This window comes from Chryseobacterium kimseyorum (assembly GCF_025971945.1).
Lineage (GTDB): Bacteria > Bacteroidota > Bacteroidia > Flavobacteriales > Weeksellaceae > Chryseobacterium > Chryseobacterium kimseyorum.
In genome coordinates this window covers 105,591-117,697 of the sequence record NZ_JAPDHW010000010.1, presented here as the reverse complement: position 1 = coordinate 117,697, position 12,107 = coordinate 105,591, and the positions used below count along the sequence as shown (strand labels likewise).

The 12,107-nt window shown below is 36.6% G+C and carries 17 protein-coding genes; 5 read left to right on the top strand and 12 right to left on the bottom strand.

The window, feature by feature from the left end; all coding sequences use genetic code 11:
• Positions 1–43 precede the first annotated feature (43 nt).
• From OMO38_RS14775 to OMO38_RS14730, 10 genes are all read right to left on the bottom strand, one after another.
• Entirely contained in the window at positions 44–952 is a 909-nt protein-coding gene (locus tag OMO38_RS14775) for a DUF4153 domain-containing protein (protein ID WP_319804251.1), read from the bottom strand.
• A gap of 45 nt (positions 953–997) precedes the next feature.
• Positions 998–1,483, bottom strand: a complete 486-nt coding sequence (locus tag OMO38_RS14770; protein ID WP_264750959.1) for a ubiquinone biosynthesis protein COQ4 — start codon at positions 1,481–1,483, stop codon at positions 998–1,000.
• 11 nt (positions 1,484–1,494) lie between these two features.
• Positions 1,495–1,884, bottom strand: a complete 390-nt coding sequence (locus OMO38_RS14765; RefSeq protein ID WP_264750958.1) for a hypothetical protein — start codon at positions 1,882–1,884, stop codon at positions 1,495–1,497.
• Between the two features lie 152 nt (positions 1,885–2,036).
• Entirely contained in the window at positions 2,037–2,336 is a 300-nt protein-coding gene (locus OMO38_RS14760) for a hypothetical protein (RefSeq protein WP_264750957.1), read from the bottom strand.
• Between the two features lie 10 nt (positions 2,337–2,346).
• The gene (locus OMO38_RS14755) at positions 2,347–2,637 is read right to left on the bottom strand and encodes a hypothetical protein (RefSeq protein WP_264750956.1); all 291 of its coding nucleotides are present in this window, start codon (positions 2,635–2,637) and stop codon (positions 2,347–2,349) included.
• Positions 2,624–3,472, bottom strand: a complete 849-nt coding sequence (locus OMO38_RS14750; protein ID WP_264750955.1) for a metallophosphoesterase — start codon at positions 3,470–3,472, stop codon at positions 2,624–2,626. The genes OMO38_RS14755 and OMO38_RS14750 overlap by 14 nt, the downstream gene beginning before the upstream one ends.
• 198 nt (positions 3,473–3,670) lie before the next feature.
• Positions 3,671–3,961: a hypothetical protein gene (locus tag OMO38_RS14745; RefSeq protein WP_264750954.1), complete on the bottom strand. Its 291-nt coding sequence runs from the start codon at positions 3,959–3,961 to the stop codon at positions 3,671–3,673.
• Between the two features lie 66 nt (positions 3,962–4,027).
• Positions 4,028–4,318 carry a winged helix-turn-helix domain-containing protein gene (locus tag OMO38_RS14740; protein ID WP_056076403.1) on the bottom strand — a complete coding sequence of 97 codons (291 nt, stop codon included), beginning with the start codon at positions 4,316–4,318 and terminating at the stop codon, positions 4,028–4,030.
• A gap of 15 nt (positions 4,319–4,333) precedes the next feature.
• Positions 4,334–4,717, bottom strand: coding sequence for a hypothetical protein (locus tag OMO38_RS14735; RefSeq protein ID WP_264750953.1), 384 nt, complete (start codon positions 4,715–4,717; stop codon positions 4,334–4,336).
• An 85-nt stretch (positions 4,718–4,802) separates the two neighbouring features.
• Positions 4,803–5,420, bottom strand: coding sequence for a hypothetical protein (locus tag OMO38_RS14730; RefSeq protein ID WP_264750952.1), 618 nt, complete (start codon positions 5,418–5,420; stop codon positions 4,803–4,805).
• A gap of 101 nt (positions 5,421–5,521) precedes the next feature.
• On the opposite strand from OMO38_RS14730, the gene OMO38_RS14725 reads away from it, so the two are divergent.
• Together OMO38_RS14725 and OMO38_RS14720 are read left to right on the top strand one after the other, a co-directional pair.
• The gene (locus tag OMO38_RS14725) at positions 5,522–7,123 is read left to right on the top strand and encodes a class I SAM-dependent methyltransferase (protein ID WP_264750951.1); all 1,602 of its coding nucleotides are present in this window, start codon (positions 5,522–5,524) and stop codon (positions 7,121–7,123) included.
• 222 nt (positions 7,124–7,345) lie between these two features.
• Complete coding sequence (locus OMO38_RS14720; RefSeq protein WP_264750950.1) at positions 7,346–7,888, top strand: GNAT family N-acetyltransferase; 543 nt, start codon at positions 7,346–7,348, stop codon at positions 7,886–7,888.
• A gap of 137 nt (positions 7,889–8,025) precedes the next feature.
• On the opposite strand, the gene OMO38_RS14715 is transcribed toward OMO38_RS14720, so the two are convergent.
• Together OMO38_RS14715 and OMO38_RS14710 are read right to left on the bottom strand one after the other, a co-directional pair.
• The gene (locus OMO38_RS14715; RefSeq protein WP_264750949.1) at positions 8,026–8,757 is read right to left on the bottom strand and encodes a hypothetical protein; all 732 of its coding nucleotides are present in this window, start codon (positions 8,755–8,757) and stop codon (positions 8,026–8,028) included.
• A gap of 135 nt (positions 8,758–8,892) precedes the next feature.
• The gene (locus OMO38_RS14710) at positions 8,893–9,657 is read right to left on the bottom strand and encodes an enoyl-CoA hydratase/isomerase family protein (RefSeq protein WP_264750948.1); all 765 of its coding nucleotides are present in this window, start codon (positions 9,655–9,657) and stop codon (positions 8,893–8,895) included.
• A 282-nt stretch (positions 9,658–9,939) separates the two neighbouring features.
• Here OMO38_RS14710 and OMO38_RS14705 point away from each other — a divergent pair, with 282 nt between their 5' ends.
• The 3 genes from OMO38_RS14705 to OMO38_RS14695 are packed head-to-tail and all read left to right on the top strand — an operon-like array spanning position 9,940 to position 11,995.
• Complete coding sequence (locus OMO38_RS14705; RefSeq protein WP_264750947.1) at positions 9,940–10,560, top strand: hypothetical protein; 621 nt, start codon at positions 9,940–9,942, stop codon at positions 10,558–10,560.
• A 38-nt stretch (positions 10,561–10,598) separates the two neighbouring features.
• Entirely contained in the window at positions 10,599–11,318 is a 720-nt protein-coding gene (locus tag OMO38_RS14700; protein WP_264750946.1) for a sensor histidine kinase, read from the top strand.
• Positions 11,315–11,995, top strand: coding sequence for a response regulator transcription factor (locus OMO38_RS14695; RefSeq protein ID WP_264750945.1), 681 nt, complete (start codon positions 11,315–11,317; stop codon positions 11,993–11,995). The genes OMO38_RS14700 and OMO38_RS14695 overlap by 4 nt, the downstream gene beginning before the upstream one ends.
• The last annotated feature ends 112 nt before the right edge of the window (positions 11,996–12,107 follow it).

Genomic DNA, 12,107 nt, shown 5'->3' with positions numbered 1-12,107 from the left:
ATTAAAATGACATTTAAGAAGATCCAAACTTTAGCCAGGATCTTTAAAGATTTTTAGCCTTTTCATCGAAGTTGAATCCACCCTTAAAATACATCATAATAACCAAAATCGCCATGATGATTGATAAAATAACGGCATTTACTCTTTCGTGGGTTTCTTCGCCAAGCTGAATAGTAGTTTTCTGAACCTCTACAAACTGTTCATAATTAAAGGTAAAAATAAACACCGCCAACAAAATATTGAGGCAAAAAAGTGAAATGACACCGCTCATTCTTTCAGAATTTAAATCTAAAAATGAATAGGTTGGCTTTTGAATTTTCGCGTCTTCACCAAACTCATTATCCAGAATATGGTTTTGTCTGTAAATCAGCTTCTCGACAGCAAAATTCCAGTAGTTGAAGGCGATAAAAAATCCTAAAACGGTAATAACAATGAGTTGCCAGATATTGATATCCCATTCGTACTTGCTGAAAAGATCTGCGAAATGCGAACTTCCGGCAGCATAGATCCCGAAAAAGATCGCCACTAAAATCAAAGGGATGAGGACAAAAGCGATGACTTTCTGCAGCAAGCCTGAGGTATTGGTTTTTGGTAACCATTTATCAAAGTTGAATAACCGGCAGATAAAAGTAAAACCGTTGGTAACGAAAACCGGTATCAGCAGGAGAATTTTCATCTTCCTGTTTCTGGAGCGGTAAGCAAGTAGCAGATGCGAACTTAATACCGCAAGGAATGAGGCAAAATCTCCGTACCATGCAAATGCAATACTTGAAAGTATGCTGGTGACAAAAATAATCAGAAATTCTCTGGTTCTGTTTTGTTCAGGGGTTTTGTAAAGTGCCAAAACCGCATAGGCGATTCCTACAATTCCGAGGTTGAGACCAATGTCTTCGTTGTAAAATACGATGACGAAAATTAGAGTAGTAAGAAATATATAGTGATGTGTTTTCATGAGGGTGAGGCTAGATGTTAGATGTTGGATAATGGATGATGGATATTAAAATAAAACCTGTGTTTCTTTTTGTCTGAAAAAATCTTTAACATTTTCGAAATTCTGCCAGAGAAGTTCTTCAAAATCGACGTGGTGAAAGGCACGCATTGATTTTCCTTTTTGGTATGCATTTCTGTAAATCTTATAATATTCGGGCAGAATGATGCTTCCCAAAATTATTGCGGCCAAAAGATGGGCATTGAGTTTTCCGTTTCCGAGGAGGAGAAACTGCATGGCGATCTCGTCTTCGAAGTTGGTTCCGCAACCGGTGATGAGATGATGCACGTCGTGGTTTTCCATTTTCGGGATCATGGTGAAGCCGTGTTTTTTGTAGAATTCACCGAGTGTTCTGCCTAAGGAATCTTTTTCAAATTCCAAAAGCTGTTTTTCATTGAACTGCCACTGTCTTTTCTTCTTTTTGAAGTATTTTCTGTAGAGTTTTTGTGTTTTGTCGTAAACGAAAAGCAGGAATTTTACGCGTAGTTTTTTCATAATTGATATATTTAGTAATAGTTTAAAAAATATGAGATAACAATCATCAGAGGAACTAAAAATGGCAGGGAAACTGAAAACCAAAAGCCAAGATTAAAAAGATTAATTCTGAACTTATGAGAATTTTCTTTATTAAAATTAAAGTCATGGTTCGCACCTAAAAAATAGAATAAATTGGCAAAAACCATTATGACCACATAGCCGATTCCCTGAAAGAATATTGTGAAAAAAGTGATTTCAAATTCGGGATCATGAGGCATAATAAGCGTTACACCTAAAATTATATACAGAATAAAAGCAGTTATTCCAGAAACTACCAATCCAAAATTATAGAGTAGTCTTCTTTCGCTCCACCATTTTCTAATCTGTGAGTTGGTGAGATTTGAATTTTCGGTTTCCATCGGGTAAGGTTTTTTCTTTGTTAAATAAATACATTTTGTTTGAACGGTGAATTGCACGCGCCCCGACCTGAACGGAGCTCTTTTTGTAAGCGATGGGAAAACCAAGGCACAAAAAAGCGGGAGTGGAGGGCGGATACAGGCGCCCAAATAAATTATATAGAATTTAAAGTGATTCCGATATAGGCATAAAGAGCTGCGATTGGGATGTTGATGCAGAGAATTGCGGATGCAGAAAAACAGTTTGGAAGCTGGCTGCGACGAAAAAAACCGTAAAACAATAATCCAAAAATAATCAGCAGATTGAGCGCCGACGCTAGATATAGCAAAACATAACCGCAGAGCGCAAAGTCAACATTTTTTGTAATGATATTCCCGAAAAGGCAGATGTTGCCGAGAATGAAACAGAGCCAAAATGTGTAATTTCCAATGTTTTTGATGGTTGAATCTTTCATAATTTTTGATTTAAATGATTGAAATAATGAAGTACAGTAACAATATATCAGGAAAGTTGAAAAGCAATAAAACAGCGGAATTTCTGAACTCTATCCTGTTTTCTGAAAATACATAGTAAAGTAAAAGTAGAACAATAATTAAAATTGCATTGACTATGATATTGAGGATCGAAATGACAAGAAGAAAAACAACTACTTCATTTAAAGCTCCTGCCAGATATGCCATTAGAATTATTAGTCCAACCAGCCAACTTGCACAGAAATAAAGAGCCGCAGCCGAATTGATTTTAAATGCTTCCATCACGTTCCAATTTAAAAACCGTAATCTCCGGCCGCACCATAAATCTTACCTGATAGGAATGCCCGATGGCGCGGTTGATGTAGAGCATTCTTCCATCCTGCAGATCGATTTCTCCGGAAACATATTTTCTGTTAGTTACCGGAAGAATCGGAGTAATAATTCCCGGAATTCTGCACTGTCCGCCATGGGTATGGCCGCTTAAAATCCAGCCCTGGTATCCGTTCCAGACGTCTTTGTCGCAGACATCGGGATTGTGGCAGAGGACTAAATTGGCTTTCGAGGGATCATAATCTTTCATCACTTTCATCGGATCGAAATTGGGTGACCATAAATCGTCGAAGCCGATAAAGTTTAATCCGTGACTTTCTTTCTGGAGATTGTTGATCATTGTAACACCGTTATCTTCAAGAATTTGGCAGATGATTTCTGAAGTTCCGACATCCTTGAACTGTACTCCGTAATCGTGATTTCCGAGAATTCCGAAAGTGCCCAGACTACCGTAGACCGCTTCTGCCATTACTTTTTTGAGGCTTTCATGATCTTCGGGAGTTCCGTGATTGACGTAATCGCCGGTGTACACCACAAAATCGGGATTGAAGTTTTTGGCTTTCCGGAAAGATTCAATGAGGAAATTCCAGTCGAAGCGGTCGCCGACGTGCAAATCTGAAATCTGCATGAGGATTTTCCCTTCCAGCTCAGACGGAAGGTTTTTTATGGGGAGTTTTCTTTCGACAAACTCCACCCAAAACGGTTCGATCTGCCATGAATACAAAAACGGAAGTGTGCCGACTGCGGAAAGCTGCAAAAATCTTTTGAGAAAATGTTTTCGGGTCATATTGAAAGTTTTGAAATTATCTGCTATTTTCTAATTCGTATTTCAAGTCAATCTAATTTTATCTGATGACTCAATCTTCGCAATACGCTTCGACAAGCTCAGCGTGACATCTCTAATACTAACTGATCGATTTCACACCTTCAGACTGAGCCTTTCGAAGCCTTTTTGTTTGCTATTAGAGCTCTAAACAAAATCGAATCAACTCCCTGCGATCGGTGATCCGAAAAGACCCACCGCCATTTCAACCCAGATAATCATGAGGAGAAGAATAATGACGACGGAAATAATGGTTTTTGCTCTTACTGAAAGTTTTGAACTCACAATCATGTAAATAAATGAAGCCGTACCGAAAAGTAAAATTGCGGCAATCAGAAAGTCTGAACCCGTCCAGTTGAAGCCTTCCACAAAATGATTTGAAATGAAAGCTGCTACCATCAACAGAGATGGAATGGCGAAAATGAGTGCTGTTTTTTGTTGTTTTGTCATCATAATTTTTAATTTTAATTTATTAAAGTACTTTGTGTTTCAAAGTTAATTTTCAAAAAAATATAAAGTTTATCTTCCTATTAATTTTTCCAGTGCATCTAAATGTTGTGTGAAAGCTGTTCTACCGGATTGGGTTACACGGTAAGAAGTTTTCGGCTTTTTGCCGACAAATTCCTTCTTCACTTCAATGTAATTGGCTTTTTCAAGGGCGTTGCTGTGACTTGCCATATTTCCGTCTGTGATTTCCAAAAGGTTTTTCATTTCAGAAAAATCAACCCAGTCGTTGACCATAAGAACGGACATAATGCCCAATCTTACACGGCTTTCGAATTCTTTGTTGAGTTTTGAAATGTTAATCATTATATTTAATTCAGTTTAGTCTTTGATTCTCCGGTGTTCAGCTTTAACAATTTCATTATCTTTATTGTAGTAAATATCCAGATAATGATCTACAAAACCGAAACCTCCACCCGTACCAGCTTCATAGGTCCATTTATTATTTTCTTTATCTCTCGAGTCGGGTGCTCCCAGGATTTTGATTACCTCTAAACTATCTTTTTTAACTAAAATTTTGCTGTCAATCAGATCGTCAATCATTTCGAATCTGCTTAACCTTTTATTGATATCTTCACCCACAAGAATCCACTCTTCTCTATGAAATTCCCGACGCTTTTCTGTTGTCAATGCATAAATGATATAAATAACAAATGCAAAATAAATTAAGGGAGTAAGAACTACAGCTATAATTCCACTTATCAAAAATTTCTTCTTTTTCTTTTTAAGTAATACGGCTGATATACTGAAAACAAAAACAGCAATAAAAAAGATAAAAAAGGCAACCATTTCATTTGTACTTCTTATGCATAATCAAGCCATATACAATATGCAGCACACCGAAACCAACCGTCCATGCGACCAGTCCCCAACCTAAAAACAGGAAGGAAAGTAATCCCAAAACAATCTGGCAGTATCCTAAATATTTTATGTCTGTCAAAGTATATCTCTCGGCACTAACCAAAGCCAAACCGTAAAAAATCAATGTTGCCGGAGCAACCAGCACAAATAGGTGATGGTATAAAAGAATCAGACAGAATAACCCGCCTGCTACCAGTGGAACAGCAAAGGTTACGAGAAGTCTTTTTGTCGTTGCATCCCAGATTTTCAATCCCTTCTTTTTGCTTTTGTTAGCTGTAAAAACGTATCCGCTTGCAATCGCAACAACGAGAATTACTGCTCCGATCACGACAAGTTCCTGCACCAAAGCTTTGCTGAAAATATTTCTGTCGCCATCAAAATAATCGATTCCCTCTCTTTTAAAAACAAAAAAAACATAAGCTGCACCAATGATTGCCGCTAAACCAGCCACTACTCCCGACAGGCCACTCAGTGAAATAAAACGCGACGACCGCTCCATCATAGAACGGATGTGTAATAAGTCTTCGTGATAGTTTTTTGATTCCATATAAAAGAACTTTGAATTGCAAAGTTATATTTTATTTTTAAACCGCAAAATTTTTATTTAAATAATTTGTCCAAATTCTTATCTTTAAAAAAAACATAATTATGGACAAAGAAATTCTGCGGTCAGAGATTTTCAGACATCTGGATGGCGTTGTCACTGCGCCCATCGTCGCTTCACTGCTGAAAAAAGAAATTATAGCCTTCATCATTCAACATGAACAAATAGTTTTGAGTGAGCTTACGGACGAGTTTAAAGCCAACGAAGGTTATCTGAACGTAGCTGTTCGGGCAATTGCATCACAGGGATTTTTGGATTACAGTGTCGATAATGAGAATGATATCATTACGATTTCTTCAAATATAAAGACTCAATTTCTTCAGAAATACAGTCTGCTCTATTTAAAAGTAATTCCGTTTTTGAAACATTCGACAGATATAAAAAATCAGATCAATGAAAGTTCATTTATTGAAGAATTTACGCAGTTAAGTGATTCTGTAAAAGATCACTTTGGGATCCAGCTTTCAGATGATTTCGATGAAAAAACTGTGCAAGAACAGATTTTAAAACATATCGAAGGCTGCATCATCGGTCCCGTGATTGTGTATCTCGGCATGACCGGAATGTTTCACAAATATTTTATGGAAACTTCTTTCCAGGCGGCAGAATTTCATAAAAACTCAGAGAATTTTGATGTGATTTTGGACTTTCTAACCTATCTAAACTGGTTTAAAAAGACCGGAGAAAATTATAAATTTACCGAAACGGGAATTTATTTTGCCAAGAGAGCCGCATCTTATGGAGTGACAGTTTCCTACCTTCCGTTGCTGAATAAAATGGATGATCTCCTGTTTGGTAACGCTTCAAAAATCAGAGAAATTTCCGAAGGTGAAGATGAAATTCATGTAGACCGTGCGATGAATGTTTGGGGAAGCGGCGGTTCGCATTCCAACTATTTCAAAGTGGCAAATGATTTTATTATTCAGATTTTTAATCAGCCTATCCATCTTCAGCCGAAAGGTGTTCTGGATATGGGTTGCGGAAACGGCGCCTTTATTCAGCATATTTTTGAAACGATTGAAAGATATACGCTACGGGGGAAAATGCTGGAAGAACATCCACTTTTTTTGGTAGGTGCAGATTATAATCAAGCCGCTTTGAAGGTAACGAGAGCCAACCTCATCAACAATGATATCTGGGCAAAAGTAATCTGGGGCGACATCGGAAATCCGAAACAACTGGCTGATGATTTACAGGAAAATTATGAAATTGAACTATCAGATTTGTTGAATATCAGAACATTTTTAGATCACAACAGAGTCTGGAAAGCACCGGAAAACAGTCAGCCTGAAAGAATAAGTACTTCGACCGGGGCCTTTGCCCACCGTGGAAAGAGATTACCTAATAATCTAGTTGAAGAAAGTTTAAAAGAGCATCTCGAGCTTTGGTTGCCTTACATCAGAAAGAACGGATTGCTTATCATCGAGCTTCACGCTTTGGATTCGAAACTGACAGCTGAAAATTTGGGAAAAACTCCCGCAACGGCTTATGAAGCGACGCACGGTTTTTCTGATCAGTATATTCTTGAAGTGGATGTCTTTAAAAAGATTTGTCTGGAAACAGGACTGCAGATTGACAAAGAATTATTCAGGAAATTTCCGAATTCTGATTTGGCGACGGTTTCGATTAATTTACTAAAAAGCTGATTTTTTTTTACCACAAATCGAAGATTCGACGAAGTCATAATCAAATAAGATCAGACGGAAAATTAGTTATGCAAAAGGGGAAAAAAGGTAGGCGAATAAGAAAAACTTTAAATCGAAATAATTAGAATCTAAATCTTACGCAGATTTTAGGGATTAAGCAGATTATTTCCACGCAATTGAATCTGCTAAATCTGCACAGTCAGCGAGAAAAAAAATAAAAAAATGACATTTGAAACAATAGAAACAGACCGTCTCATCCTTCAGAAACTTGATCCAAAAACGATGAGGACGATTTTTAAACTTAATAATGACCAGGAAATAAAGAAAATTCTTGGAGTTGATGACGAAGAGCTGGTACGGCAGAAAAAAATCAATCAACACGGTTACGAATCTTACAATCAAAGCATGATGAATTTTAAAATCGTGGAAAAGCAAAGCAATACCATCATCGGTAACTGTGGTTTTCATACGTGGAATCCTCAACATCACCGTGCGGAAATTGGTTATGCATTAAACTCCGATGAATTTAAAAATAAAGGCTACATGAAGGAAGCTCTTGAAAAAGTGATCGAATTTGGTTTTCAGGAAATGGAGCTGAATAGAATTGAAGGTTTAATTGATGAAAATAATACTCCATCAAAAAAGCTGTTAGAGCATTTTGGTTTTACACGCGAAGGGAATCTTCGTGGTCATTATCTGGTTGACGGAATATTTGAAGATTCCGTCCTGTATTCTTTACTGAAGTCAGAATTTAAAAAGAAGTGATGGTTCCTTTTTAAATAACAACTTTTAGGAATAGATTTCTACCCTATCGTTTTTAATTTATACACAAAAACCATTCTGAAAGTCAGAATGGTTTCTTTGTGATTTGGTTTTGGTCTTAGTTTTTTTTAAAAAAAATCTTAATTAGGAAGCTTTGTTCCGGAAATTTCGAATGGGAAACTTACTCTTTGTCCGCCGTCATCTAAATTCACCCAAGTAGAATTTAACACCACAAACTGTTGGGCGTTGTTTACTACATTGGCATTATGAGGAAATTGTGGATAGAAATGAGTTCCTGTAGACGTTTTTGAACCCCATTTGATCCAATAGGTTCCAGAGGTAAGATTCAGGTCTGGCGCATTGATCTTCATCTTATAAATTTTTCGGGTCGTGTTGTCTGTCTGTCCCTGCAATATTCTGTACCATTTTGTTTCTTCTGAGGAAGCATACCGATTGGTGGTAATATCTCCATACACTTTCACAGCTCCTGCAACTGAAGGATCAGAAGAGTATATTTCAAAATAGAACTCGCTGACCGGCAGTGACGCACCGGAAAAACCGGTTTGGTAGGCATAAAAGTAGAAGTTTTGGATACTCCATTTCTCACCTGCAGGAATCTGAAAATCTTCAGCCAACATACGGTCTGTAATCGTACCATTCAGTCCCCAGGTACTTTGGGGCGTTTTTACTTCGCTCCAGCTGTAACCGGCAGGAGAAGAATTTCCGGCAACAGACGTACTTCCAGTGCTCATTCCGGTTACAGTACCGTAAGTAAACGCTTCCGGCTGTGGCACAACTTCGTCATCGTCATTCTTGCAGCTTACAACTAAAGTGGCGATAGACATCAGGCATAAAAAAAGTCTTGATTTCATAATAAAAAGTTTTATAAATTATTTGATACAAAACTACCTCGCCCGACCGCCGTTTTATACAGGAAAACCACCCTTTTTACAGAGTGGTTTTCTTGTTTATGCATTGATTTGGTTATTATTTAAAAACCATAGAATTTATTTTGCTCTTAATCTCTCTTTGATGGCTTCGATATTTTTCTTGGCAGATTCTTCCAAGATCAGACTTGCGCTCATGTGGATTCTCGCAGGCATCAGTTCATTAAAATGCTCTGTACCTTCCCAAGAAACTTTCTTAATTAATGCTAAAGCATCTTCGCTTCTGGATGACAAAGTGTTTAAGAATTTCTCTAATTTCGAATCCATTTCTGCAATGGTTTCTGAAACTGAATGATATATATTGTGCTGTTCTGCCCAGTCTGCCGATCTGAAATCTGCATCAATTGCCATTGCTGAAAACTGAGATTTACCGATTTTTCTTTCCACGTAAGGACCGATAACGAAAGGGCCGATTCCTAAATTAATTTCCGTTAAAGCCAATGCAGAATCTTTTGTTGCAAAACAGTAATCTGCGCCGCAAGCCAATCCTACTCCACCACCAGTTGTTTTTCCCTGAACTCTCACGACAACTATCTTACCGCAATTTCTCATGGCATTTAAAACTTTGGCAAAACCTCCGAAGAATTTTGTAGAAGCTTCCAGTTCTTCAATCGCCAAAAGTTCATCAAAGCTTGCTCCTGCACAGAATGCTTTTTCACCTTCGCTTTTTACTAAAATTGCTTTTACTTCCTGTTTTGAACCTTCTTCCAAAATCGTTTCGGCTAATTTTTCAAGAATTGCTCCGGGAAGCGCATTACTTTTTTGAGTTCCGAAGGTAATTTCGGCAATATTGTTTTTAATTTCTGATGTTACAAAATCACTCATTTTTTTACTGTATAATTTGAGATTTAATTATTACAAAAATAGTTTAATCTTCTTAAAAACCGACTTTGCCAAAATTATTATTAATTAAATATTAATAATTCTATATTAATGATTAAATAAACAAATAATCATCACAATATATACCACACATCTACAATAATCACTTTATTCGCTTGTTTTATGCATTGGAAATGTATAATTTTATACGTTGCAATAAAAATTTTATCTTCATAAAACGAGAAGAAGTAATTTCCTGCAAATACCCATTAATCATCTAACTTTATGGAGTATTTTTTCTACTCAACAATTTATCTGAGTTACTTTTTTCTGCTGGCAGCTCTGATGACCGGCATTTTGAAGTATTCATATCTAAAAAAGTATGAAAAGGGCTACGTGTTTTATCTGATCTACACTTTTTTCATTGAGGCAACAGTTCTTGTCTTCACAGAATATTTACAGAAACAACAAACTTCTTTTGTTTATCCTTTCTACATCGGCGGAATTTTCTGCATTCTTTCTTTTATTTATCTTAAGAAATTAACGACATCAAAGATATGGCTGATTATTCTTCTGGCTTTAGGGATTATTTATCTGATTGTCCATCGCTTTACAGATCTTTTCAACCATGACTATATCAAGGTCATTTCAAATATCATCATTTTTTGCCTTGCAGGCTTAAGCCTCTTGCAGGAACTCAGGAAAACTAAGAGTGATAACAGATTTTTGTGGGTTGATGCATTCATTTTCCTATACTATTCGGTATCTGCATTTATATTTGTTCTCCACAGTAAACTGGGGAATATGGAGTTAAACAGTGCCTATACTATTTGGGGTATGAATAATATCCTGACGTGTGTTCTTTATTTTACATTCATCTATACATTTTTAAAATTAAAGAAATAACTCTACATACAAGCTTTTTTATCATTCTGATTATCGCCATGACTATCATCGTCTCGTTTGTGCTGTTGTCGTATAAATTTTTCACAGACAGGATTATCAGAGAAAAAAACAGTCAGTTTGAGGCCGAGATTCAGCATCAGAAAGATTTAGCTTTAGAGAGTACGAAAATTCAGGAAGAGGAGAGAAAAAGAATGGCAATTCTCATCCACGATGATATTGGCAACCGATTGAATATTCTTTCACTTTGGGTTCATAATCTGGATGCTCAAAATAAAGAGGCCACAGAAGAGATAATAACAAAACAAATCTCAGAACTGATCGATTCTGCGAGAAATATTTCACACTCGTTATATCCTGTGAATCTTGAGAAACTGGGTCTTATATTATATATTGAAGAACTGATTACCAATCTTTCTCAAACTATTAAAATTAATATGGATGTTCATTCTGATTTCACACAAAAAGACATCTTCACAGAGGTTCAGTTATACAGAATCATTCAGGAGTTTACCACCAATGTAATCAAACATTCTACAGCAACAGAAATCACGATTTATATAAAAGATAACCCTGATAACATCTCAGTCATCATCATGGACAACGGAAATGGCTTCGTTTACGACCAAGTCAGTAAAGGAATGGGAATTAAAAATATAGAATCGCGCATACAGTCGCTTGATGCCCGTTTTAAATGGAAAAATAAAATCGGACAAAGAACTCAGCTCATTATTAAAATTCCACAAATAAAAATTTCATGAGTATAAAAATTGCCATAGTAGATGATGAACAGCTGATTTTAGAAGGTGTGAAACTTCTTCTGTCCATAGAGAAAAGCATTTCTGTGACTGTGACATCCAGTAACGGATCAGATTTTCTGGAAAGTCTACAGGATCTTCATTCCGACAACTTCCCTCAGATTGCTTTGGTAGACATTCAGATGCAACCGATGGACGGGTTTGAACTGGTTGGAATTCTCAGACAGAAATATCCTGAACTTAAAATCATTATTCTTTCATCCCATTACAAAACCAGCGTCCTAGGATATATGGTGAAATTGGGCGTGTCTGCATTTCTTCCAAAAAACTCAGATAAGAAAACTTTTATTGAAGCTATTACTCAGGTTGATAAAAATGGACTTTACTTCACAAACGAAGACCACAGAATGCTTCTTTCTTATTTAAATGACAGCAAAAACAATAAGGGACTTTTTGACATCAGAGATGAACTTTCTGAACGAGAAAAAGATGTTGTGAAACTGATCTGCAGGGAACTGACCAACCAGGAAATTGCTGAAAAACTATCTCTCAGCCCACGAACTATTGAAAGTCACCGACAAAGAATTTTGGATAAAATTGGCGCAAAAAACACCGTAGGTCTCGTTATCTATGCAGTGGTAAACGGCATCTACGATCTCCCACTCAGATTAAAATCGTAGCGTTACGTATAAATACGCAATCCGCAAATTGGTATTTTATACTGATTATTTATCACCACTTATATTGTTTCTTTGTGATATGATTAAATGAGACTAAGTGATGACAGAACCT

Coding starts and splice junctions, on each gene's coding strand:
- OMO38_RS14760 (WP_264750957.1), bottom strand. CDS start 2,336: ATGAAAGATTCAACCATCAAAAACATTGGAAATTACACATTTTGGCTC.
- OMO38_RS14770 (WP_264750959.1), bottom strand. CDS start 1,483: ATGAAAAAACTACGCGTAAAATTCCTGCTTTTCGTTTACGACAAAACA.
- OMO38_RS14725 (WP_264750951.1), top strand. CDS start 5,522: ATGGACAAAGAAATTCTGCGGTCAGAGATTTTCAGACATCTGGATGGC.
- OMO38_RS14695 (WP_264750945.1), top strand. CDS start 11,315: ATGAGTATAAAAATTGCCATAGTAGATGATGAACAGCTGATTTTAGAA.
- OMO38_RS14710 (WP_264750948.1), bottom strand. CDS start 9,657: ATGAGTGATTTTGTAACATCAGAAATTAAAAACAATATTGCCGAAATT.
- OMO38_RS14700 (WP_264750946.1), top strand. CDS start 10,599: ATGACTATCATCGTCTCGTTTGTGCTGTTGTCGTATAAATTTTTCACA.
- OMO38_RS14745 (WP_264750954.1), bottom strand. CDS start 3,961: ATGATGACAAAACAACAAAAAACAGCACTCATTTTCGCCATTCCATCT.
- OMO38_RS14715 (WP_264750949.1), bottom strand. CDS start 8,757: ATGAAATCAAGACTTTTTTTATGCCTGATGTCTATCGCCACTTTAGTT.
- OMO38_RS14750 (WP_264750955.1), bottom strand. CDS start 3,472: ATGACCCGAAAACATTTTCTCAAAAGATTTTTGCAGCTTTCCGCAGTC.
- OMO38_RS14740 (WP_056076403.1), bottom strand. CDS start 4,318: ATGATTAACATTTCAAAACTCAACAAAGAATTCGAAAGCCGTGTAAGA.
- OMO38_RS14705 (WP_264750947.1), top strand. CDS start 9,940: ATGGAGTATTTTTTCTACTCAACAATTTATCTGAGTTACTTTTTTCTG.
- OMO38_RS14730 (WP_264750952.1), bottom strand. CDS start 5,420: ATGGAATCAAAAAACTATCACGAAGACTTATTACACATCCGTTCTATG.
- OMO38_RS14720 (WP_264750950.1), top strand. CDS start 7,346: ATGACATTTGAAACAATAGAAACAGACCGTCTCATCCTTCAGAAACTT.
- OMO38_RS14765 (WP_264750958.1), bottom strand. CDS start 1,884: ATGGAAACCGAAAATTCAAATCTCACCAACTCACAGATTAGAAAATGG.
- OMO38_RS14775 (WP_319804251.1), bottom strand. CDS start 952: ATGAAAACACATCACTATATATTTCTTACTACTCTAATTTTCGTCATC.
- OMO38_RS14755 (WP_264750956.1), bottom strand. CDS start 2,637: ATGGAAGCATTTAAAATCAATTCGGCTGCGGCTCTTTATTTCTGTGCA.